Consider the following 22,823-nt stretch of genomic DNA (forward strand, 5'->3'; position numbering starts at 1 on the left):
CATGAAATCAAATATCTTCACATTTTTAAAATCTTTCTTTTTAATATTTATATTCTCAAATGTCATTGCTGAAGAGCCCCGTTTTTACATTCCTGACTCACCTCCAATAGCAGCTAAGTCTTATGTTTTGATGGATCATAACTCTGGCAAAATTCTTGCGGGTGAAAATGAAAATGAAAGAAGATCACCTGCCAGTTTGACCAAGATAATGACCTCTTATGTAATCTTCAAACGACTAAAAGAAGATTTTATATCTCTTGATGATGAGGTCAAAATAAGTGAAAAAGCTTGGAAAACGGGCGGCTCAAGAAGCTTTATTGAAGTCGGTAAAATGATTAAGCTTGAAGACCTGCTTATGGGTATGATCATTCAATCAGGTAACGATGCCTCAGTTGCTCTTGCAGAACATGTAGCTGGCTCCGAAGGCACCTTTGTTTTATTTATGAATGATTATGCTCAAGAAATTGGCATGTCAAACTCTCGCTTTGAAAACTCCTCAGGCTTGCCTAACAAGGACCAGTATACAACCGCCAAAGATATGGCCCTCCTGTCTTCAGTAATCATAAAAGAATTCCCTGATTTTTATGAATGGTATGGCCAAAAAGAATTTACCTATAACAACATTAAGCAAATTAACCGCAACAAGCTATTGTTCACGGATAGTACTGTTGATGGCTTAAAAACGGGCTGGACTGAGAAGGCAGGCTACTGTCTTGCTACCAGTGCAAATCGCGTCGATATGAGACTTATTTCAGTTGTACTAGGCTCTGCAAGCCCTGCCATCAGAACAGCTGAAACTGAGAAGCTGCTTGACTATGGCTTTCGCTTCTTTGAAACGCAATCAGTGAACGACATATCTCATCAGGTTCCTGTTTATAAATCCAAAATAGGAAACATTAAAGTGGGTATAGCTGACTCTAGCTACTTAACATTGCCACGAAATCAATTTAAATATACAACCCAAACGATCAACCTTGAAGGCGACTTAATCGCCCCAATTAACCAGGGTGATCAAGTTGGAACCCTTTCTATTAGCTTTAATGATGAAGATATCGCTACGCTTCCTCTTATAGCTTTAGAGGATGCTAATGAAGCTGGCTTTGTATCAAAAATGATCGATACTGTGAAACTTATGTTTAGGTAGTATTTATATCTTAAAAATACTAACCAAATCCTACAGTCGAGAAAATTACTGAAAGTTTTAACTTAACTTCCGTTAATTTTTAGAATAAATCACTTAAATCTATTTTTTAATTCAATTGAGTAAATATATTGATATACTAAGATTGTACTTTTAACAAGTTTGATTAATCAAAAGTACAATATTAACTAATAGGAGTTTTAAAAATGAAAAAACAAATGATATTCATTGCAGCATTTATTTCTGCACTTACTTTTTCAGTGCCTGCAATTGCTGATGCTGGAGATAGCCCCACTCTTAAACGCATTCAAGATAGTGGTGTGGTCAATATTGGACATCGCGAAACCTCAATTCCATTTTCTTACATTGGTGCTAATAATGAACCTGAGGGTTATTCGATAGATCTTTGCCATAAAATTGTTGATGCAATTAAAGATCAACTTGGAGTGAGTAGTTTAGACATTAACTATGTTCCAGTTACTGGTCAAACACGTATACCTTTAATAGCAAATGGAACTATTGATATGGAGTGTGGCTCTACTACAAACAACTTGACTCGTCAAAAACAAGTTGAGTATTTACCTACTACATTTATCACAGGCACAAAAATTGCCTCAAAAGTTGGATCTGGTATCAGTGAACTTGAGGATATGAATGGAATGGTTATTGGTATGTCAGCTGGCACTACAAATGAAAAAGCCATAAAGGCAGCAATTGCTGCTGGTGGTTTAGACATTAAAGTCGTAACAGTTAAAGATCACAGTCAGGGCTGGTTAGCTCTTAAAACAGACCGTATTGATGCTTATGGATCAGACGATGTACTCTTGTATGGTTTGATTTCTAAATCTGACAACCCTTCAAACTATCAAGTTACTGGTCGCTTTCTATCGTTTGACCCTTATGCTTTAATGGTTCAACGCAATGATTCAACTTTTGAACGATTAGGTCGTGCGACAATTGCTGGTTTAATGAGATCAGGTGAAATGGCTGAAATTTATGCAAAATGGTTCGAACCAGGACCAACTTCGATCAATATGCCAATGTCTTCAACATTGCGTGTTGCATTCCAAGTTCAAGCATTGCCAAATTAATTTAAACTTTTAAATGTAACAAAAAACAAGGCGTGTGTTTTCACACGCCTTGTCATATTAAGAACTAAGGATAGGTATGAACTACAATTGGGATTGGGGCATTTTGTTTCGAGATCCATATCTGGGATGGATGATTTCTGCATTAGGCTGGACCATCCTAATATCAATCTTGGCTTGGATTATTGCTTTTTCCCTTGGCTCAATTTTAGGAATATTTCGCACTTCTAGTAAAAAATCATTAAGATTAATCGCCACCTGTTATGTTGAACTTTTTCGCAATATACCTCTTTTAGTACAAATTTTTCTTTGGTATTTTGTTTTCCCTGAACTTCTCACAGATGATTGGTCGAGATGGGTAAAAAGAGATATGCCTTATCCAGCATTAACGACTGCTATTATTTCAATTGGGCTTTATACTGCATCAAGGGTTTGCGAACAAGTTCGTTCTGGAATAAATGCTGTTGGGGAGGATCAACGGCAAGCTGGTCGTGCAATTGGTATGACTGAAGTGCAAGTCTACAAATATGTATTGCTCCCAAACGCATATAGAATAATTCTTCCGCCATTAACAAGTGAATTTCTCACAATATTTAAAAACTCATCTTTAGCTCTTACAATTGGGGTGATTGAACTAACGGCGATGACTCGTCAAATTGAAGAATACACTTTCCAAGGTTTTGAAGCTTTTACTGCTGCAACCATTATTTATTCTCTTGTTACATTTACTGTTATGGCTTTGATGCAACAAATAGACAGAAGAACGGCTCTTCCAGGTTCATTTTCAAAAGGAGCTTCATAGTGTTTGAGCTAGACTTCTCTGTTATTCCTGCTAATAGTTCGCTCTTATGGGAAGGCATTAAAATGACATTTCTTTTGACAGGACTTGCTATTGTAGGGGGTATTATCTTAGGAACATTTTTAGCGCTTTTACGTATCGCTAAAATACCAGTTTTATCTCAATTTTCTGCAGCATACGTCAATTTCTTCCGATCATTACCTCTTATATTAGTAATTTTTTGGTTGTTTTTTCTCGTGCCACTTATTGTTGGTCGACCTGTAGGTGCTTTCTCATCTGTATTAGTAGCTTTTATTCTATTTGAAGCTGCATACTACTCAGAGATAATAAGAGCTGGAATAAACTCAGTTCGACTTGGGCAACTTGCAGCGGCTAGAGCAATGGGCCTTACTTATATCCAAAGTATGCGTTATGTTATTCTTCCTCAAGCTTTTCGGGCAATGACTCCTATACTTTTGACTCAGGCAATTATTTTATTCCAAGACACATCATTAGTTTATGTGGTTGGATTAAGAGATTTTCTTGTTAGTGCTGAAATAGTTGCAAATCGTGATCAACGACTTGTTGAGATGTTCCTTTTTGTTGCACTTGTATATTTTGTATTTTGTTTTGCTGCCTCCCTAGGCGTTAAATATCTCCAAAAAAGGATAAATAATGAATTATGAATAAGAAAGACAATATGATTAAAATGAAATCTGTAAATAAGTGGTATGGCAAGATTCAGGTTTTGAATGATTGTTCACTAGAAGTTTCCAAGGGTGAAGTAATTGTTGTATGCGGACCCTCCGGCTCTGGAAAAAGCACTTTAATTAAAACAATTAATGGTTTAGAATCAGTTAAAAGCGGTGAGATAACAGTTTCTGGAATAAGCGTCACTAATAAATCAACTGACCTAGATCAAATGCGTTCAAAAATTGGAATGGTATTTCAAAACTTTGAACTCTTCCCACACATGAATGTCACTGAAAACATAAAACTTGGACAAATGAAAGTATTAGGACGCACAGATGAAGAGGCAGATCATAAAGCAAAAGCTTTACTTGAGCGTGTTGGTCTAACAGAACATGCTGAAAAGTATCCTTCACAACTATCAGGTGGCCAACAGCAGCGTGTTGCAATAGCTCGAGGCCTAGCCATGGAGCCAATGGCGATGCTTTTTGATGAGCCAACCTCTGCTTTAGATCCAGAAATGATCAATGAAGTTTTAGATGTGATGGTAAAACTCGCAAAAGAGGGGATGACAATGATGGTTGTTACTCATGAAATGGGCTTTGCTAGAAAAAGTAGCTGATCGAGTCATATTTATGGATTATGGGAAAATTATTGAAGATGCCCCTTCGCAAGATTTTTTTGGATCTCCACGAAGTGATCGAGCTCAAGAATTCCTCTCTAAGATATTAAACCACTAAGTAATAATGGTATATCTGAACGGAAATTTTATCCCAAAAGATAAAGCATATATACCAGTAATGGACCGTGGTTTTCTTTTTGGTGATGGCATTTATGAAGTTTTTCCAGTTTATGATAATACCGTTATTGGATTAGAGCCTCATTTAAATCGACTGCAAGATGGTCTTGATGCAATAAATATAGAAAACCCTCATTCTAAAGATGAATGGATTAACCTCATCAATAAGGTTGTTACGCTTAATAATAAAAATTCAAGTCAAGCAATATATTTGCAAATCTCTAGAGGTTGTGATGAAAATAGAAAGCATACTTATGGAAAATTAAAACCAACCATCTATATTCAATCAAGCTGCATTGAACCAAAAGACAAAAGAGACCTAATAAAAGGAAAATCTGCCATCACCAGAGAAGATATAAGATGGCTTAAAAGTAATACTAAAGCAACCTCTTTACTAGCAAATACGCTCTATGCGCAAGAAGCTAAAGAAAGTGATTCGGAAGAAGCCATTCTTTACAGAGATGGAATAGTTACTGAAGCCTCAAGCTCAAATGTGTTTATTGTTAAAGACAACTGCTTATACACGCACCCAAAAGGACCAAACATTCTTCCAGGAGTTACACGAAAAATTGCAATTCAGTGCGCTGAAAATTTAGGCATTAAGGTAAAAGAAGAGAAATTTACTAAAGAGGAACTAATGCAAGCAGATGAGGTATGGATTAGCAGTTCAACAAGAGAAATTCTTCCGATCACAAGTATTGATGGTATGTTGATTTCAAATGGTTATGCAGGTCCAGTATGGTCATTAGTATACGATCAATACCAAAAACTTAAATCTTAAATCTTAAATCTTAAAAAACACATCTAATCATCCAATATAAAATAATTACAATAATCAATTCAAGTAAAATCTAAATTAGTGTCGAGGGTAAACCGACAATAAATAGTTATGAACCCCGCCAGGCCTGGAAGGGAGCAACGGTAATAATTTTTTTATGTGTTGGATTCTATTCTCGGCACTACCTTAATTCAATGACCTAATTAGCAATGAGTGAACACTACGAAGTTTTAGCTAGAAAATATAGACCTCATAATTTTAAAGAACTAGTTGGTCAAACTCACACCATAAGAACACTTGTAAATGCGTTAGACAGTGACAACCTACATCATGGATTTTTGTTTACTGGAACGCGTGGCGTCGGAAAGACAACAATTGCAAGAATTTTTGCAAAATCTGTTAACTGTGAGGAAGGTGTAAGCTCTACTCCATGTGGAAAATGTGCGACCTGTATTGAGATTGATAAAGGTCAATCAGTTGATTTAATTGAACTTGATGCTGCTTCTCATACCGGCGTTGACCACATGAGAGAGATTCTTGATAACGCTCAGTACACGCCCACCAAAAATCTTTACAAGATTTACCTTATTGATGAAGTCCACATGCTTTCAAAAAGCAGCTTTAATGCGCTACTAAAAACTTTAGAAGAGCCGCCTTCTCATATTAAATTTTTACTAGCGACAACTGATCCTAAGAAACTCCCTATCACAATCCTCTCGCGCTGCCTGCAATTCAACTTAAATAAGCTTTCTCATGATGAGATTTTGAATCATCTCAAGTTTGTTATGAATGAAGAGAATCTTAAGTTTGATGACAATGCACTATCAAAAATTGCTGAATTTGGAAATGGCTCAATGAGAGATGCCCTAAGTCTTCTAGATCAGTCCATATCTTTTGGAAATGGTAGTGTTTTAGAAAAGGATTTAAAAGAAATGCTTGGACTTATCAATCATGATGAGATCAGTAATCTTGCTTCTTTAGTATGTGATCGAGATGCCGAGAAAATTTTATTATTTGTGAAAGAAATGGCGCATAAAGGAGAAAGCCTCTCGAATGCACTAAAAGATTTAACCTCACTATTCCATAAAATTTCCATAGCTCAAATTATAAATGATGAAAAGCAATTCTCTCCAGAACTAATGGATCTTGCCAATCAATTTACTGCTCAAGATTTGCAGCTTTACTATCAAATAGCAATTAATGGACAAAAAGATATGAGTCTTTCCCCTAGTGAGCAAATTGGCCTTGAAATGACGCTTCTAAGAATGATTACTTTTCATCCAAATTTTGAAGCCAGTGAAAAAAAAACTCTAAATCCTAATCCATCTGTATCTCTGAAGAAAAATCCAAGCAAAAACAACTCTAAGGCTCCCTCAACAACATCAAATAAACAGAGTGATATTTCTAATAAGGAGGTCAACCACTTAGATATCAAATCCCAAGATGGATGGGAAAAAATTATAACTCAGCTTGACTTTAATGGTGCATCGAAAATGCTAGTGAAAAATACAGTATTTAAATCATTAATTGATCAAAACCTCACGCTGACGCTGAGCGAGGAATTTGTTAACTTGCATACAACTAAAACTGAAGAGTCAATTAGAAATGCGCTTCATAAAATCTATCCAGCTCTAGTATTAATGATAGAGCCAGGTGAGACTAATGGAAGTTCTTTATCACAAAAAGAGTCAGTTAAGAATAAACAAATACAAAAGCAAACAGAAAATCAATTTTTAAGTGATGATGGCCTTCAAGAGCTTCAGGAGGTCTTTAAATCTCAGGTTGATCTAAAATCTATTAAATCAATAAAGGAGTCTGATAATGTTTAAAGGTGGAATGGCAGGAATGATGCAAAAAGCCAAACAAATGCAGGAGGACATGGAATTAGTTCAAAAAGAAATTAAATCACTCACCTGTGAGGGTGCCTCGGCTTCAGGAGCTCTAAAAGTAGAAATGAATGGTGATCATCAAGTTACAAATATTTTTGTAGATGAAACACTAATGTCTGACAAAGACATGCTGGAAGATTTAATTATGATCGCTGTAAACGATGCCTCTTCAAAGATAGGCGAAATTTCAAAAGAAAAAATGAAAAATGTGACCGGTGGTCTTAACTTACCTTTTTAGTTATTTAATTTGCCAATATTATGATTGAAAAACTAAACAAAGCATTCAGTAAATTACCTGGAGTAGGTTCAAAAACCGCACAGAGATTTATTTATCATCTCCTGGAAAGAGATCGCCAAGGAGGATTGGAGCTTGCCAAGGCACTCACTGATGCTATGGAGAACGTTAAAAACTGTGAAAAATGCAGAACATTAACTGAAAAAAATATTTGTGAAATATGCTCAAATGATGTTCGTGATGACTCACAGCTCTGTATAGTCGAAACTCCCTCAGACATCCACGTTATAGAGCAAAGTGGGGTTTACGCTGGCAAATACTTTGTCCTTAGCGGCTATCTCTCTCCTATCGATGGGATTGGTGCATCAGAATTAGGACTGGATGAATTAGAAGTACTATTAAGTAATCAAAGTGTCAGCGAGCTTATCTTGGCAACAAATGCTACAATTGAAGGCGAGGTGACTGCACATTATATTCACAATCTTGCAAAAAAATATCAAATAAAGACCACAAGAATAGCTCACGGAATTCCACTTGGCGGAGAATTAGAATATACAGATATCAATACAATTGCTCACGCCCTTTCTGGACGAAAAGATTATAACTAGCGAGTCTTTAAAGGGTTATTTCAATCCAAGTAGTTATTGTATAATATGTCAGTTTTATCCGACACATCGCCTTCATGGAAAAAACATATAACCCAGAACTTATCGAACAAAAGTATCGTGATTTATGGGAGACAGGCGACCTCTTCTCTTCAAAAACGAACTCTTCGAGTGAAAATGCATTTAGCATTGTCCTTCCGCCGCCCAATGTAACCGGCAGCCTTCACATGGGCCATGCATTCCAGCACACCATAATGGATGTCTTCACTCGCTACAATAGAAGCAAAGGCAACCAAACACTCTGGCAACCTGGAACGGACCATGCAGGAATAGCAACTCAAATGGTTGTTGAGAGACAACTTGAACTTGAAAATATATCTAGACACGATCTTGGTAGAGATAAATTTACTGAAAAAGTTTGGGACTGGAAGTCACAATCTGGAGGAACAATTACCTCTCAAATGAGGCGTCTTGGGGCATCTGTTGACTGGGAAAGAGAGCGCTTCACTATGGACGAATCTCTTTCAAAGGCCGTAAAGAAAGTATTTATTGATCTCTATAACGAAGGTTTAATATACCGCGGCAAAAGATTAGTTAATTGGGACCCTGTCTTACTCACTGCAGTTTCAGATCTAGAGGTCATTAGTAAAGAAGAGAATGGGTTTTTATGGCATATTAAGTACCAAGTCGCTGACTCTGAAGAAATACTAATTGTAGCTACAACAAGGCCTGAAACAATGCTTGGAGATTCTGCTGTCGCAGTTCATCCAGAAGATCAGCGTTATCAACACTTGGTGGGAAAGTTTATAAAACTGCCTCTTTCTGATAGAAAGATTCCAATTATAGCTGACGACTACGTTGATATGGAATTTGGCACTGGCTGCGTCAAAATTACGCCAGCTCACGACTTTAACGACTACGAAATTGGGCAAAGGCACAATCTAGAAATCATTAATGTATTGACTGACAATGCTTCAATAAACATAAATGCACCAACTAAATATCAAGGCTTGGATCGATTCGAAGCAAGAAAAGCAATTGTTAGTGACCTAGATCAGCAGAAGTTAATCGAAAAAATAGATCCACACACACTCATGGTTCCAAGGGGTGACAGAACCAATAGCATTATAGAACCATACATGACTGATCAATGGTTTGTTAAAGTAAAACCGCTAGCAGAACCTGCAATTGATGCCGTTAAAAATGGAAGTATTCGTTTTGTGCCTGAAAACTGGGAAAAGACATACTTTAACTGGATGGAAAATATTGAAGATTGGTGCATCTCTCGTCAAATTTGGTGGGGTCATCGTATTCCTGCATGGTACGACAAAGAAGGTAATTATTATGTCGCAGACAGCATCGAAGAGGCTCAAGAACAAGCTGGAATAAATGTTGAATTAACACAAGATGAAGATGTACTGGACACATGGTTTTCATCTGCATTATGGCCATTTTCAACCCTTGGATGGCCTGAAGCAACGCCCGAAATGTCGCGTTTTTATCCAACCAGTGTTCTTGTAACTGGATTTGATATTATATTTTTCTGGGTTGCTCGAATGATTATGTTCGGACTTAAATTTGCCAATGATGTGCCATTTAAGGATATTTATATTACTGGCCTCATTAAGGACGGCAATGGACAAAAAATGAGCAAATCTAAAGGAAATGTGCTGGACCCCATTGATTTAATTGATGGAATAAGCCTTGAAGCCCTTCTCGAAAAAAGAACACAAGGCATGATGCAACCAAAACTTGCAGAAAAAATTCAAAAACAAACAAAAAAAGAGTTTCCTGACGGCATCCCTTCATTCGGGACTGATGCCATAAGATTTACATTCACCGCTCTAGCATCTTTTGGACGTGATATAAAGTTTGATCTAAAACGGGTTGAAGGTTACCGTAATTTCTGCAACAAACTATGGAATGCTTCTCGCTTTGTATTAATGAACCTTGATTCAAAATCAATAAACTTTGATGCAGAACTATCAAGCCAAGATAAATGGATACTATCCAGACTTCAACAAGTTAAGACTGAAGTTGAGAAACATCTAGCAGATTATCGACTAGACCTCATGAGTCAAACGTTATATGAATTCGTTTGGCATGATTATTGTGATTGGTATCTTGAAATATCTAAGCCCCTTCTAGAGAATGAAAAAACTAAACAAGGTTGCGAAGCTACGCTATTAAACGTTTTATCTGAGACTTTAGTTTTACTTCATCCAATCATCCCATTTATTACTGAAGAAATATTTGAGCAATCACAAAAATTACAATCTAATTCAACTGGTAAACTAATCTCTCAGCCCTTTCCAGAACCAAATAAGGACTTATTAAATACTGAGGCAGAAGCTGAAATAGACTGGTTAAAAAAATTCATATTAGGAATTAGGAAAATCAGAGGGGAAATGAATATTTCTCCTGGAAAGCCGCTACCTTGTTTTGTTAAGAGCTATAGTTCAAAAGATCAATCCTACATCGACAATAACAAAGCGATGCTATTTGCATTAGCTAAGCTTGATACTGTAGATTTACTCTCACAGGATGAGGAGGAGCCAGAATCTGCAATAGCATTAGTTGGTGAAATGAAAATTCTAATTCCACTTGCTGGACTAATCGATAAAGGAGCTGAACGAGATAGGCTTAATAAGGAGATTGAAAAATTATCAAAACATAGATCTCAGTTTGCAACTAAGCTTAATAATGAAAAATTTATTAATGGTGCGCCTGAAGCGGTTGTTAATAAAGAAAAAGACAAATTGGAATCTACTGAAAATGCTTTAAAAGACTTAAATCAGCAATTAGTTAAAATTTCTAAACTATAAAGGGAAAATTGTAATTCATTGAAAAAACACAATAAAAATATTTTAAATCCTGTCAACAAGATAGAATACTCACAAGTTTATTATGATTAAATTTATAGCACTCCCTCTGGCTTTGATACTCCTAACTCTTAGGGTTAGTGCTGAATCATATGTCTATATTACTGACCAACTTGATTTACCCATTCGATCTGACAAATCATTTAATAACAACATAATTCGTCTCCTACCCTCAGGGACTGAGCTTTCTCTTCTTCAGAGTACTGAAGATGGATGGGCTCAAATCCAGTTTGATGATACTATTGGTTGGATTAAATCGTTTTATTTATCCCCAGATCCCTCTGCAAGAGAGAAACTTAAAAAATTAACAAGGACTTATAATGCTAATAAGCTGCTTATCTCAAAACTAAGCGGCGAAAAAGAAGAATTAGAGAGTCAGCTTTTAACTGTTAAGCAAGAAAATACTGACCTAATTGTTCAAAACTCAAAATCTCAAGCCGAAAAAGAACATATTGAACAAATCTACCAAGATGCGTTGAAACTTGAGCATGATAATGAGAAGCTTATTCAAGAAAAATTACAGCTTAAAGCTGAACTCCAGTTAGCTGTTAATAACACTCAAATTCAAAAAGATACAAGCTCAAGAAACTGGTTTATTGTTGGCGCAATTGTACTTTTCTTTGGAATGATAATTGGTTTTATAGTTCCAGGCCTTCTTAATAGAAGACGGTATTAAAATTTAGGAGAATAAAATGAAAGAATTAAAAAAAGCACTTACCTTTGATGATATTTTGTTGGTTCCTGCCCATTCTGAAGTACTCCCAAAACAAGTCAGCTTAACATCTAAACTTACAAATAAAATTACCCTACAAACCCCAATTATTTCTGCTGCAATGGATACAGTGACCGAGGGTAAGCTTGCAATTGCAATTGCGCAAGAGGGAGGAATGGGTGTTATTCATAAAAACATGTCTATTAAATCTCAAGCTAAAGAAGTGAGAAAGGTTAAGAGATTTGAATCAGGAATTATTAGAGACCCTATCAGTATTGATCCATCTGCCACTATCAAGGATGTTTTTGACCTTCAAACACAACATGGCATTTCAGCTATGCCCGTAGTATCAAATAACATATTAGTTGGACTTATAACCAGTCGTGATGTTTTATTCGAAACTCGTCTTGATGAAACTGTACAAAATGTCATGACACCTCAGGAGTCTCTAATTACAGTCTCCGAAGGCACATCAATGGAAACTGTTCGAAAATTGCTTCAAAAACATCGCATTGAAAGGGTTTTAGTGACTGATAAAAAATTTAAGTTAGGTGGAATGATCACAGTAAGCGATATTAAAAAGACAAGTGATTTTCCTAAAGCTGCAAAGGATGATCAAGAAAGACTTATTGTTGCTGCAGCTGTTGGAGTCGGGAAAGAGTCTAGTGAGAGAATTAGTGCTCTAGTCGATGCAGGTGTTGACGTTGTCGTAATTGATACCGCTCATGGCCACTCTCAAGGCGTAATTGATCGTGTAAAGAAGACCAAAAAAGACTTTCCAAACTTAGAAATTATTGCTGGCAATATTGCAACTGCAGAAGCAGCGATCGATTTAGCTAAAGCAGGTGCTGACTGCGTTAAAGTTGGAATTGGGCCCGGAAGTATATGCACAACTCGTATTGTAGCAGGTGTTGGCGTCCCTCAAATTAGTGCTATCTCTGATATTGCTGAAGCCTTAAAAGACACAAAAGTTACTGTGATAGCTGATGGTGGTATTCGTTATTCTGGAGATGCTGCTAAAGCTTTTGCAGCAGGAGCGCATTGCGTTATGCTAGGATCAATGCTTGCTGGAACTGAAGAGTCTCCTGGTGAAGTTGAATTATTTCAAGGAAGATCCTATAAAGCCTATCGTGGAATGGGCTCTATTGGAGCAATGGGTCAAGCTCATGGCTCCTCAGATCGCTACTTTCAAGCAGAGCTTGCTGCTGAAAAACTGGTACCCGAAGGGATTGAAGGAAGAGTTCCTTATAAAGGCTCTATTAGGCCAATTATTCACCAGATGGTTGGCGGTATTAGATCATCCATGGGCTATACAGGTTGCAAGGATCTTGTCGCCATGAGAACTAAAGTCAAATTTGTACAGGTGACTTCTGCTGGAATGACTGAGTCTCATGTGCATGATGTTTCAATTACAAAAGAAGCACCAAACTATCACCAGTAGAAAATTCTTTTAGTCTTTGACTGGCGCCTCAGAAGTTTTGTAGGTTTTTTTGTGGCCAGGTTTGGCAAGAATCTCTAAATAAAATGATTCTAAATTTTCAGCCTCTGCCTCAGTAATACATTTACTAATCTCTGAAGTTAAAATAATTTCAGCTTTAGCCTCTGTGGGACCATACTTGCAATCAAAATCCCAATAATCAACACCTTCAGGTAATAACTTTCTCTTCTCTCTTTTAATATATTTTTTTACGTCACGCCTGACCGCCTCAATAAGCCTAGCAGGTTTTATTTTAGGGTGAACTAATTGAAATGTCTTCTTCATGTTGATTAAGTTTAAAAAAAATTCATTTTAATGAATTAATTAGCATCATTTAGATTACTTCAGCAATACAGTAGAGACCTTTAACATTTTTTTTCATCATATAGTCCTTCTTACTAAGCTCTAATACCTTCCATACCCCAGCTAATTCTTGCGACTTAATTGCTTCATCAAAACCATAGGATTCATAAACATCCTCATTCACTGTAAAACATAATATTCCACCAGGTTTGACAATTCTTGTAAGCTCCTCAAGCCGACTTGGGCCAACATGGCCATGAGTAAAAACTCCAACACATATTGCCGCTTCATATTGATTACTCTTGATAGGAAGGGTTTCATTAAGGTTTCCAAGAAATAAAGACTGATAGCCTCTATCAATTGCAATATCAATCATTTCCTGTGAAATATCTACACCATCAAAGTTTTTATATCCAAGTTTTTTAAGTTGAAGGCCAACCAAACCTGTGCCACAACCAACATCAATTATGTATTTGGATTTATCTTTAACATATCTTTGAAAAGTTTGAACAGAGTTCGGCTGAGATACTGTTCCTAATTCGTCATCATTGTCTTTGTCATATAACGCAGCCCATTTTTGATAAATATCTAATAATTTTTTTTTATTTTCACTTTCTGAGAGATCAAGAGAGTCGTAGAGTTTTAATCCTTGAGTATTTTTTTTCATAAATCAATAAAGCTTTCCAAAAAAAGTCATTCTTGCTGACTCTGAAAGACTTACATCAGGTCTTGAGTTGTAAGCTAAAACTGACAATATTCGCGTTCTATCTCCAATTGTAGGGGTAACTCGGTGAATCGCATCCTTTCCTCTAAATAAAACAAGAGTGCCGTTTTCCATTGATAATTTTTCAGGAATATAATTACCGTTTAGTAAATTTAAGACACCATCATAATTGTTATCTTTATTATTTGAATTTCTAAATTGTCTGATATATTCAAATTGACCTCCAGCTTTTGGCTTTTGTATTAAAAGAGTAATCGCAAATGAAGAGTTGTCAAAATGCCACCCAAGCTCTTGCCCTTCTTTGGCAAAGTGAATATTGATTGAAGATAAATTATCATCGTACTTATATAAAACTGTTTCATCAAGTACATCACATAGAAAATCCTTGAATTTTAGCGAGTTATATAGAGCTCTTAGAGATGATTTTTTAGGAACTTGATCATCTGTTATACAGCCCTTTGAGCTGGTTACTGTTTTATTTCGAGGATGGGTTTTACTTAGATTTTTGTCAAATGGATCAAGGTAGACATTATGCTCATTGACACAATAATAAGCTAAGTTCTCTTGTTTTTTCGCTTCAGAAAGGATGCTTTTAATAGAGTTCTCATACAGAAAATTATCTAGAACAAGCACGCCGCTTTTATCTAACTCAGCTTTACATTTTTCCCTGTAATGATCTTCATTAATGGGGTGCTTTTGCAAGTCAATAATTGTGGCCAAATTAATTTCTTCTTGAACCGCCATGCCAGTAAAAAAATTGAAATAAAAATTATCTTTAAAAGATTAGAATAATATTCTAAATAAGACTATATGTTAATAGATAATTAAATAAAAAAATATTAGAAATAAAATGATTCATTTTGGCGGCATTTCAAAAGAAGAATTCTTGAAAGAGTACTGGCAAAAAAAACCAATACTTATCAAGAATGCAATTCCTAACTTCATTTCACCTTTATCCCCTAATGAGCTTGCTGGTTTATCGTGTGAAGAGGAATTTGAGTCTAGGATTATTAAGGGTTCCGTTTTAAAAAATATATGGACTCTAGAGAATGGCCCATTCAATGATAACTCTTTTAAAAATACTCCCAATAATGAATGGACATTATTGGTTCAAGGCGTAGACAAGCATGTGCAAGAAATCTATGAACTGATAGATGAATTCAACTTTATTCCGAGATGGCGATTTGATGACGTAATGATTTCGTTTGCCTCTTTAGGAGGAAGTGTCGGCCCTCATTATGATCATTATGACGTTTTTTTACTTCAAGGACATGGAAAAAGAAAATGGCAAATAAGTTCGATAGACTGTAATCCCAACAATTATGTTCCAAATAGTCCGCTTCGAATCATGGAAAACTTTGAAATAGAAAAGACTTGGGTGGCAGAGCCTGGAGATATAGTTTATATACCGCCTGGAATAGCTCACCACGGAGAAAGTATCGACAGTGAATGCATAACGCTCTCAATTGGTTATAGATCTTACTCAGCTAACGAAATGTTAGAATCCCTTGAGCTAACGATAGACAAATACAACAATTCCTATTATGAAGATCCATTATGGTTAGATTCTAACAGCTCGGCTGAAATACCCTATTCAGCTATTGAAAAATCACACAAATTATTACAAAATAGTGATTTACCTGATACGTTTTTTGGGTGTTTTGTGACAAAACTAGACCCCTTAGATGAAGAAAAATTAAACGAGATAGTTGCATTTAAAGACCCTGTAGTGATTAAAGAGTCTGTAACTTACAACCTCCATCCTTTAAGTCGAATTGCATATCAATTTATTGATAAAGAGTTAGTTGTATTTATCAATGGAAATACATTAAGAATAAACGATATTCTTGATGATTCGATCATTGATTTTTGTAACACTAGAAAGATTAAAGTTAACGATAAAAATAAGCCTCTTGCCATTCAATTTTCTTCGTTATCACTTTTAGAAGAAACACACCCTAAAATTTAAGCAAAATATGCTAATTAATAGCCATATTAAGCATTCTAACAACTAATAAATTAGTTTATCTGAGGAAAAAAATTAGGGGATAATTCAACTGTTTTATGGATTTAGGTAAGTTTTATCTCAAGCATACCTGCAAGGTATGTTTTATATAAAGCTTATTGCGTTAAACCATAAAACATTTTTTATTTTATTGGAGTAACACAATGGACATGAATATAGTTCAAAAAAGTTTTACGTTTGGCAATAGTCAAATTACTTTCGAAACTGGCAGGGTTGCAAGACAGGCTCATGGTGCTGTCTTAGCAAGCATGGATGACACACAAGTACTAGTCAGCGTTGTTGGTGCAAAAGAAGCAAAGCCAGGTCAATCATTCTTCCCTTTATCGGTAGACTACATTGAAAAAACATATGCTGCTGGAAAAATTCCAGGAGGTTTCCTTAAGAGAGAAGGTAGACCTAGCGAAAAAGAAACACTAACTTCTAGACTAATTGATCGCCCTATTCGTCCACTATTTCCAAATGGCTATATGAATGAAGTACAGGTAATGATCCAAGTAATCTCTGCTAACAAAAATGTTGATCCGGATGTTCTAGCTATGCTTGGAACTTCAGCTGCACTGGCAATTTCTGGTGTTCCTTTTAAAGGCCCAATTGGTGCTGCACGTGTTGGCTTTAAAGATGGAAGCTATATGGTTAATCCAACCTATTCAGAATTAGAAACATCTGAGTTAGATATGGTTGTGGCAGGAACTAAGGATGCAGTATTAATGGTTGAGTCAGAAGCAAGTGAACTCTCAGAAGAAGTTATGCTTGGAGGTGTCATGTATGCTCATGAGCAATTTCAAGTAGTAATTGATAACGTTGCTGAATTTGCCAAAGAAGTTGGTATTGCTCCTCGCGAATGGGTTGCTCCAGCAGACAATGAGACCCTATTGACATCAATCAAATCTAAATTTGAAAGTCAAATTGCTGAAGCTTATCAAACTGTTGATAAGATGGAGCGTTATGAAAAAATGGGTGAAGTTAAAGATGCTGCATTAGAAGAGTTTGTGAGTGAAGATGACTCAATAAGCCAAGATGAAGTTAAAAATTATATTAAAAAAATTGAAAAATCAACTGTTAGAGAGAGAATTTTAGCTGGTGAACCAAGAATTGATGGCAGAGATAACTCAACTGTTAGAGAGCTTGCAATCGAAACTGGGGTTCTTGAAAATACGCACGGCTCTGCTCTTTTCACAAGAGGTGAAACTCAGGCTTTAGTTGTTACTACTCTGGGGTCTAAGAGAGACGCGCAGTTAATTGAAAAACTGGAATCGAATGACCGAATTGAAGATCATTTCATGCTTCATTACAACTTCCCTCCTTACTGTGTTGGTGAGACGGGCAGAGTTATGGGCGTTAAGAGACGTGAAGTTGGTCACGGAAGGCTTGCGCGAAGAGGCATCTCAGCGTGTCTTCCAAATTTAGAGGAATTTCCATACACTATCAGAGTTGTTTCTGAAATTACAGAGTCAAATGGATCTAGCTCTATGGCAAGTGTCTGTGGTTCGTCACTATCTCTGATGGATGCAGGAGTCCCACTAAAGGCACCAGTTGCAGGTATTGCAATGGGTTTAGTAAAAGATGATGAACGCTTTACAGTTCTAACAGACATCTTAGGTGACGAGGATCACCTGGGTGACATGGACTTTAAGGTTGCAGGTACCACAAAAGGTATTAATGCCCTTCAAATGGATATTAAGATAGATGGTATCACTGAAGACATTATGTCTATTGCACTTAAGCAAGCCAAAGATGCAAGACTAAATATTCTGGGTCAAATGAATGAGGTTATTTCAGAACCTAATTCGGCTTCCAAGAATGCCCCTAAAACTAAAGTTATCAAAATACCGACTGATAAGATCAGAGATGTTATTGGAAAAGGTGGTGAGACTATTAGAGGAATTGTTGCTCAATCTGGAGCTAGTGTAGATGTTGACGATGATGGAAATGTTAATGTTTTTGCTAATGACTCTGAAAGCTTTGAAAAAGCAGTTCAAATGGTCAAGGACGTAACTGCTGTTCCTGAAGTGAATAAAGTTTACATGGGCAAGGTTGCCAAAATAGTTGAGTTTGGAGCTTTTATTACAATCATGCCTAATCAAGATGGCCTCTTACATGTTTCTGAAATTGCTCATGAGAGAGTTGAGAAAGTTGAAGACTATCTTAAAGAAGGTGAAGAAATTGAAGTTAAGGTTCTTGGGATAGACCGAGGACGAATCAAACTTTCGAGAAAAGTTCTAATAGAGAAGTAAAAATAAAAGCCACCGCAAGGTGGCTTTTTTATGGAGGATAGAATTATGTCAGATGAAAAACTAGTATCACTTGAAGAAAAGATTGCCTATCTGCAGAATATGATTGATGATCTAAATATGGTAGTATTTCGTCAAGGTGAGAAGATTGAGCAACTCAACTCCAAACTTAAAGAAACCAATGAAAAGTTGTTGAATAACTCTGACTCAGCCTCGAATGACAGTCAAATCAATGATGATAAGCCGCCTCACTACTAATTACTAGAATTAACACGCCTCATCATTACTAAAAGGGCTACTCCATTAAGACCCCAAACAACACTTAATAAATACATATTGAACGTAAGGCTTAAGAATTCTGCCAAATATCCAACCAAAGCAGGTCCAAAAATAAAACCAGCAAAGCCAAGGGTTATCAAATTAGCAACAGTTAGACCAATCGGTTCATCTGTGATACGAATTGCCAATCGAAATATAATGGCTATAAAATTAGCTGTTCCAAAACCAAAGAGCAGCATTCCAAAAACGATAATATAGAAATTAGAAGTTAATATTGAAAAAAATAATATCACACCTGCAGCAATACTAAGGTAACCACCAACAAGCTTTTCACTACCCTTATTAATCATTTTTGAAGCAATTAACCTGGCGCTTATCTCGCCAATATTAAATGCAAAAATTACTGCACCCCCAAGGTATAAAGGAATCAATAAATCCTTTGTTAGCCAGAGGGCAGACCAATCCAAAATAATCCCCATTGTGGCATAATTAAGCATCATTAAAATGCCAAAAATCAATATTGCTTTTTTAGGTAATTTAAATTTTGGTGTTTTCTCAAGAGTTTCAAATGATTTATTAAGTCCAAATTTATATATCAAAACTGCCCCAATTACTAATAAGGTGCCTGTTACTGAAAATATTAATATTGGATTATCTATATACCTAATAGTAAAAAATGCACTAAAAGCGCCCATTAGGGAGCCAAAACTAAAAGCTGCATGATAAAGAGGCGTTAGAATCCTGGATGTCTTGCTTTCAATCATTGAGATCTGGGATTGAGATGATGGACTAAATAGCCCAACAAAAAAACCAAAGGGCATAAACGAAATTAAAAACCAATAATAGTTTGGAGACAGTATCAGAAGTAGAGGGCAATAGGCAATCCCCAAAAGACCAATAACAATTGAGTTTTTAGTGCCTATTTTTGGAACAATGAGACGCCCTGAGATTTGGTTACCGATTAAATTTAAAATTCCAAAAGCAAACAACCCCATTCCAATCTCAGCTTCTGTAATTTGAAGTCTTTCGGCATTCCAAGGAATGTATACAAAATATATTCCAATTTGAAAAAGCACAAGAAAAGCACCAAGAAAAGTTGCATAAACGCCGTTATCATAGGCTTTGCTTTGTTCTGATGAGATTGCCTGATCCATGTTGATTAATTTTTGATCGTTAATGCGTCGTAATCAATTAACAACCCCTTCCAACTATTTTCAATAAAACTTCTAATATTTAAATGGGATTTTGTATCCTCAGGAGACTCTAATACTGATTTATAGTGCTCTCCAAAGCATTTAAGTGTTTCCTGTTTAGAGAGTGAATGCATACGACCAAAACAAAATACTTTAGCAGAGCCTTGGTTTTCGTTGATTGAATTTAAGATATTGCCATTCTCAAATGCAATATTTGAGAACCAATATTCATTATCTATTAATTCAATAAAATCAGAAAAGCTTATTTCTGATTCTGATCGAATTATTTTAAGGCATTGTGCTGTATTCATTAACTCTTATGAATGCATTGGATTTGACTTATCTTTATCAATATTGAGCTTCTTGATTGCTGTTTTTATTGTCTTGGGCTCTAGTAATCCGTCATCTACAAGTGCCTTAAGCGTTACAAAAACAATATAATTAGCGTTGACCTCGAAGAAATATCTAAGCTCTTTTCTTGAATCAGATCTTCCAAATCCATCTGTACCCAAGACCTCATAACGCGAGGGGATATATTTTCTGATTTGTTCTGCATAGTTTCGCATGTAATCAGTAGCAGCAATTATTGGACCTTTTGACTTACTGAAGCACTTCGTGATGTAAGGAACTTGATTCGTTTTACTGGTGTTATAAAGGTTATCTCTGTCTACGCATTGAGCCTCTCTTGTGACCTCATTAAAACTTGTAACACTCCAAACATGAGACATAACCCCCCAATCTTTTTCAAGAATATCAGCAGCTTTTTCAACTTCTCTAAGAATCGCACCACTACCTAATAGCTGAACCTCAATTTTAGAATTGCCAACAGTTTTTAATGGGTAAATTCCTTTAATAATTCCCTCTTCGACCCCTTTAGGCATCTCTGGATGCGGGTAGTTTTCATTCATCAAAGTAACATAATAGAAAATGTTTTCCATCTTTTCATACATTCGGTGCATTCCATCCCTAAGAATGACAGCAAGTTCGTATGCATAGGTTGGATCATATGAAACACAGTTAGGTATTGTATTGGCAACGATCAAAGAATCTCCATCTTGATGTTGAAGACCCTCACCAGCCAGTGTTGTTCTGCCCGCTGTTCCACCCATCAAGAAACCCTTTGACTGCATATCTCCAGCAGCCCAAGCGAGATCACCCACTCTTTGAAAGCCAAACTTAGAGTAATAAATATAGAACGGAATCATTGTTACATTGTGAGATGCATAGGCTGTAGCAGCCGCAATCCAATCAGAAATTGCTCCAGCTTCATTAATCCCCTCTTGCAATACTTGGCCTTTGATATCTTCCTTGTACCACATCACTTTATCGGAATCTTCAGGCTCATAAAGTTGGCCTGATGATGAGTAGATGCCCATTTGTCTAAATAATCCCTCCATCCCAAATGTTCTTGCCTCATCAGGAACAATAGGAACAACCCTTGGACCAATCTCCTTATCCCTAATGAGAAGAGATAAAAAACGAACAAATGCCATAGTGCTTGACATCTCTTTTCCTTCAGTAGATTTTAGAAGGGGCTTAAATGTAATTAAATCAGGGATATTGAAAGACTCAAGTTCAAAGCTTCTTGCTGGTAAATAACCGCCCAATGCTTCTCTTCTTGATCTTAAGTACGTTAACTCCTCACTATCTTCAGCAGGCTTATAAAAGTTGAGCTCTTCAGCATCTTTCTGAGTGACAGGTATATCAAAACGCTCAGCAACACGGACCAGTGCATCTACACCTAATTTCTTTTGACTATGAGTGGTATTTTTTCCTTCACCAGCTTCACCCATACCATAACCTTTAACAGTCTTTGCCAAAATTACAGTAGGCTGGCCTTTGTGCTCTTTAGCAGCTTTATAAGCCTGGTAAACCTTATTTGGATCATGGCCACCTCGAGTTAAAGCAAATATTTCATCATCTGACATGTGCTCTACCAATTGAAGAGTTTCTGGATACTTCCCAAAAAAATGTTTACGAACATAAGCCCCATCTTTTGCCTTATAGGCTTGGTATTCTCCATCAACGACCTCTTCCATTCTTTGTTTAAGGAGGCCAGAAGTATCATTTGCAAGTAACTTATCCCATCCCCTGCCCCAGATCACTTTTATAACATTCCAGCCAGCGCCTCGGAACATCCCTTCAAGCTCTTGAATAATCTTACCGTTTCCTCTCACTGGACCATCTAGTCTTTGAAGATTACAGTTAATAACAAATATGAGGTTATCGAGCTTCTCTCTTCCAGCCAATGAAATTGCGCCAAGTGATTCTGGCTCATCTGTTTCTCCATCACCAATATATGCCCAAACCGTTCTTTTATCTGTTTTTATAATATCTCTGTGCTGAAGATACTTCATAAAGCGAGCTTGATATATGGCCATAATAGGCCCTAACCCCATTGAGACAGTTGGAAATTCCCAAAAATCTGGCATGAGCCATGGATGTGGGTATGAAGATAAACCCTCCTGATTTGCCTCTTGTCTAAAGTTCAGCATTTGCTCTTCTGAAATCCTTCCTTCTAAAAAAGCCCTTGAATAAATACCTGGGGCAATATGACCTTGGAAAAAAATTAGGTCCGCACCCTGATCTAAATCATTTCCTCGATAAAAATGATTAAAGCCAACCTCATAAAGAGTTGCGCTAGAGGCAAAAGAGGCAATATGCCCTCCAAGTTCTGATGAAACCTGGTTAGCCTTAACAACCATAATCATTGCATTCCATCGAATGATGGATTTGATTCTATGTTCGATCTCATGCTTAACGACTAATTCACTTTCTTTTTCGACTGGGATTGAGTTTAAGTAGGCTGTATTGACTCCATCTGGAAGATCCATCCCATCTTCATGGGCCATATCCATTAATTTTTGAAGGATGTACTTTGCTCTATCTTGACCCTCAAATCGAGCAACAGATCTAAAGGCCTCTAACCATTCAATGGTTTCTTGCGGATCAATATCCTTTTCTGACATAAACTATTTTTTTTTGTAAAATTT

20 protein-coding genes, 1 other RNA gene and 1 pseudogene are annotated in these 22,823 nt (G+C 36.4%); 16 read left to right on the forward strand and 6 right to left on the reverse strand.

All coding sequences use genetic code 11. From position 1 onward, the window contains the following. Position 1: 1 nt before the first annotated feature. From AC5YGB_RS05215 to guaB, 13 genes and pseudogenes are all read left to right on the forward strand, one after another. Positions 2 to 1,144: a serine hydrolase gene (locus tag AC5YGB_RS05215; protein WP_496136848.1), complete on the forward strand. Its 1,143-nt coding sequence runs from the start codon at positions 2 to 4 to the stop codon at positions 1,142 to 1,144. Positions 1,145 to 1,347: 203 nt separating this feature from the next. After that, positions 1,348 to 2,232 (forward strand): transporter substrate-binding domain-containing protein, encoded by an 885-nt coding sequence (locus tag AC5YGB_RS05220; protein WP_496136849.1) that lies wholly within the window; start codon positions 1,348 to 1,350, stop codon positions 2,230 to 2,232. A 76-nt stretch (positions 2,233 to 2,308) separates the two neighbouring features. Continuing rightward, positions 2,309 to 3,031, forward strand: coding sequence for an amino acid ABC transporter permease (locus AC5YGB_RS05225; protein ID WP_053819991.1), 723 nt, complete (start codon positions 2,309 to 2,311; stop codon positions 3,029 to 3,031). Beyond that, positions 3,031 to 3,693: an amino acid ABC transporter permease gene (locus AC5YGB_RS05230; RefSeq protein ID WP_053819990.1), complete on the forward strand. Its 663-nt coding sequence runs from the start codon at positions 3,031 to 3,033 to the stop codon at positions 3,691 to 3,693. The genes AC5YGB_RS05225 and AC5YGB_RS05230 overlap by 1 nt, the downstream gene beginning before the upstream one ends. Positions 3,694 to 3,707: 14 nt before the next feature. Next, positions 3,708 to 4,437, forward strand: a pseudogene (locus AC5YGB_RS05235) (amino acid ABC transporter ATP-binding protein). Positions 4,438 to 4,497: 60 nt separating this feature from the next. Then, positions 4,498 to 5,277, forward strand: coding sequence for an aminotransferase class IV (locus tag AC5YGB_RS05240; protein ID WP_496136850.1), 780 nt, complete (start codon positions 4,498 to 4,500; stop codon positions 5,275 to 5,277). 82 nt (positions 5,278 to 5,359) lie between these two features. Then, positions 5,360 to 5,455: signal recognition particle sRNA small type (gene ffs, locus AC5YGB_RS05245), an RNA gene on the forward strand. 28 nt (positions 5,456 to 5,483) lie between these two features. Next, on the forward strand, positions 5,484 to 7,103 hold the full coding sequence (gene dnaX, locus AC5YGB_RS05250) for a DNA polymerase III subunit gamma/tau (protein ID WP_496136851.1): 1,620 nt from the start codon (positions 5,484 to 5,486) through the stop codon (positions 7,101 to 7,103). Then, the gene (locus AC5YGB_RS05255) at positions 7,096 to 7,401 is read left to right on the forward strand and encodes a YbaB/EbfC family nucleoid-associated protein (protein WP_496136852.1); all 306 of its coding nucleotides are present in this window, start codon (positions 7,096 to 7,098) and stop codon (positions 7,399 to 7,401) included. Before dnaX ends, AC5YGB_RS05255 begins: the two co-directional genes overlap by 8 nt. Before the next feature lie 20 nt (positions 7,402 to 7,421). Beyond that, on the forward strand, positions 7,422 to 8,006 hold the full coding sequence (gene recR / locus AC5YGB_RS05260) for a recombination mediator RecR (protein WP_496136853.1): 585 nt from the start codon (positions 7,422 to 7,424) through the stop codon (positions 8,004 to 8,006). Between the two features lie 74 nt (positions 8,007 to 8,080). Next, positions 8,081 to 10,828, forward strand: coding sequence for a valine--tRNA ligase (locus tag AC5YGB_RS05265; protein ID WP_496136854.1), 2,748 nt, complete (start codon positions 8,081 to 8,083; stop codon positions 10,826 to 10,828). An 82-nt stretch (positions 10,829 to 10,910) separates the two neighbouring features. Next, a complete protein-coding gene (locus tag AC5YGB_RS05270; protein WP_496136855.1) occupies positions 10,911 to 11,561 on the forward strand; it encodes a TIGR04211 family SH3 domain-containing protein in 651 nt (216 codons plus the stop codon). A gap of 16 nt (positions 11,562 to 11,577) precedes the next feature. Beyond that, positions 11,578 to 13,038, forward strand: coding sequence for an IMP dehydrogenase (gene guaB, locus AC5YGB_RS05275; RefSeq protein WP_496136856.1), 1,461 nt, complete (start codon positions 11,578 to 11,580; stop codon positions 13,036 to 13,038). A gap of 9 nt (positions 13,039 to 13,047) precedes the next feature. On the opposite strand, the gene AC5YGB_RS05280 is transcribed toward guaB, so the two are convergent. The 3 genes from AC5YGB_RS05280 to AC5YGB_RS05290 are packed head-to-tail and all read right to left on the reverse strand — an operon-like array spanning position 13,048 to position 14,845. Further along, positions 13,048 to 13,359 (reverse strand): DUF6172 family protein, encoded by a 312-nt coding sequence (locus AC5YGB_RS05280; protein WP_271770195.1) that lies wholly within the window; start codon positions 13,357 to 13,359, stop codon positions 13,048 to 13,050. Positions 13,360 to 13,408: 49 nt separating this feature from the next. Further along, the gene (locus tag AC5YGB_RS05285) at positions 13,409 to 14,044 is read right to left on the reverse strand and encodes a class I SAM-dependent DNA methyltransferase (RefSeq protein ID WP_271558079.1); all 636 of its coding nucleotides are present in this window, start codon (positions 14,042 to 14,044) and stop codon (positions 13,409 to 13,411) included. Positions 14,045 to 14,047: 3 nt separating this feature from the next. Beyond that, complete coding sequence (locus tag AC5YGB_RS05290; protein ID WP_496136857.1) at positions 14,048 to 14,845, reverse strand: HalD/BesD family halogenase; 798 nt, start codon at positions 14,843 to 14,845, stop codon at positions 14,048 to 14,050. Between the two features lie 106 nt (positions 14,846 to 14,951). On the opposite strand from AC5YGB_RS05290, the gene AC5YGB_RS05295 reads away from it, so the two are divergent. The 3 genes from AC5YGB_RS05295 (at position 14,952) to AC5YGB_RS05305 (ending at position 18,616) form a co-directional block, all read left to right on the forward strand. Continuing rightward, a complete protein-coding gene (locus AC5YGB_RS05295; protein WP_496136858.1) occupies positions 14,952 to 16,070 on the forward strand; it encodes a JmjC domain-containing protein in 1,119 nt (372 codons plus the stop codon). Positions 16,071 to 16,270: 200 nt separating this feature from the next. Continuing rightward, the gene (gene pnp / locus AC5YGB_RS05300; RefSeq protein WP_020027671.1) at positions 16,271 to 18,361 is read left to right on the forward strand and encodes a polyribonucleotide nucleotidyltransferase; all 2,091 of its coding nucleotides are present in this window, start codon (positions 16,271 to 16,273) and stop codon (positions 18,359 to 18,361) included. Positions 18,362 to 18,391: 30 nt separating this feature from the next. Continuing rightward, the gene (locus AC5YGB_RS05305; protein WP_271802691.1) at positions 18,392 to 18,616 is read left to right on the forward strand and encodes a SlyX family protein; all 225 of its coding nucleotides are present in this window, start codon (positions 18,392 to 18,394) and stop codon (positions 18,614 to 18,616) included. Here the strand turns inward: AC5YGB_RS05305 and AC5YGB_RS05310 are convergent. From AC5YGB_RS05310 to aceE, 3 genes are read right to left on the reverse strand one after another with little or no spacing between them, the layout of a single operon-like run. Beyond that, complete coding sequence (locus AC5YGB_RS05310) at positions 18,613 to 19,791, reverse strand: MFS transporter (RefSeq protein WP_271773320.1); 1,179 nt, start codon at positions 19,789 to 19,791, stop codon at positions 18,613 to 18,615. The genes AC5YGB_RS05305 and AC5YGB_RS05310 overlap by 4 nt on opposite strands. A gap of 5 nt (positions 19,792 to 19,796) precedes the next feature. After that, the gene (locus AC5YGB_RS05315; protein WP_020027674.1) at positions 19,797 to 20,141 is read right to left on the reverse strand and encodes a HopJ type III effector protein; all 345 of its coding nucleotides are present in this window, start codon (positions 20,139 to 20,141) and stop codon (positions 19,797 to 19,799) included. A gap of 6 nt (positions 20,142 to 20,147) precedes the next feature. Beyond that, positions 20,148 to 22,799 (reverse strand): pyruvate dehydrogenase (acetyl-transferring), homodimeric type, encoded by a 2,652-nt coding sequence (gene aceE / locus AC5YGB_RS05320; RefSeq protein WP_496136859.1) that lies wholly within the window; start codon positions 22,797 to 22,799, stop codon positions 20,148 to 20,150. Positions 22,800 to 22,823: the final 24 nt, after the last annotated feature.

The sequence above is a fragment of the Candidatus Pseudothioglobus sp. uisw_142 genome, assembly GCF_059512465.1.

Bases quoted from the DNA above. Each gene is read 5' to 3' on its own strand.
- AC5YGB_RS05215 (WP_496136848.1), top strand. From the start codon at position 2: ATGAAATCAAATATCTTCACATTTTTAAAATCTTTCTTTTTAATATTT.
- AC5YGB_RS05220 (WP_496136849.1), top strand. From the start codon at position 1,348: ATGAAAAAACAAATGATATTCATTGCAGCATTTATTTCTGCACTTACT.
- AC5YGB_RS05225 (WP_053819991.1), top strand. From the start codon at position 2,309: ATGAACTACAATTGGGATTGGGGCATTTTGTTTCGAGATCCATATCTG.
- AC5YGB_RS05240 (WP_496136850.1), top strand. From the start codon at position 4,498: ATGGACCGTGGTTTTCTTTTTGGTGATGGCATTTATGAAGTTTTTCCA.
- dnaX (WP_496136851.1), top strand. From the start codon at position 5,484: ATGAGTGAACACTACGAAGTTTTAGCTAGAAAATATAGACCTCATAAT.
- AC5YGB_RS05255 (WP_496136852.1), top strand. From the start codon at position 7,096: ATGTTTAAAGGTGGAATGGCAGGAATGATGCAAAAAGCCAAACAAATG.
- recR (WP_496136853.1), top strand. From the start codon at position 7,422: ATGATTGAAAAACTAAACAAAGCATTCAGTAAATTACCTGGAGTAGGT.
- AC5YGB_RS05265 (WP_496136854.1), top strand. From the start codon at position 8,081: ATGGAAAAAACATATAACCCAGAACTTATCGAACAAAAGTATCGTGAT.
- AC5YGB_RS05270 (WP_496136855.1), top strand. From the start codon at position 10,911: ATGATTAAATTTATAGCACTCCCTCTGGCTTTGATACTCCTAACTCTT.
- guaB (WP_496136856.1), top strand. From the start codon at position 11,578: ATGAAAGAATTAAAAAAAGCACTTACCTTTGATGATATTTTGTTGGTT.
- AC5YGB_RS05280 (WP_271770195.1), bottom strand. From the start codon at position 13,359: ATGAAGAAGACATTTCAATTAGTTCACCCTAAAATAAAACCTGCTAGG.
- AC5YGB_RS05285 (WP_271558079.1), bottom strand. From the start codon at position 14,044: ATGAAAAAAAATACTCAAGGATTAAAACTCTACGACTCTCTTGATCTC.
- AC5YGB_RS05290 (WP_496136857.1), bottom strand. From the start codon at position 14,845: ATGGCGGTTCAAGAAGAAATTAATTTGGCCACAATTATTGACTTGCAA.
- AC5YGB_RS05295 (WP_496136858.1), top strand. From the start codon at position 14,952: ATGATTCATTTTGGCGGCATTTCAAAAGAAGAATTCTTGAAAGAGTAC.
- pnp (WP_020027671.1), top strand. From the start codon at position 16,271: ATGGACATGAATATAGTTCAAAAAAGTTTTACGTTTGGCAATAGTCAA.
- AC5YGB_RS05305 (WP_271802691.1), top strand. From the start codon at position 18,392: ATGGAGGATAGAATTATGTCAGATGAAAAACTAGTATCACTTGAAGAA.
- AC5YGB_RS05310 (WP_271773320.1), bottom strand. From the start codon at position 19,791: ATGGATCAGGCAATCTCATCAGAACAAAGCAAAGCCTATGATAACGGC.
- AC5YGB_RS05315 (WP_020027674.1), bottom strand. From the start codon at position 20,141: ATGAATACAGCACAATGCCTTAAAATAATTCGATCAGAATCAGAAATA.
- aceE (WP_496136859.1), bottom strand. From the start codon at position 22,799: ATGTCAGAAAAGGATATTGATCCGCAAGAAACCATTGAATGGTTAGAG.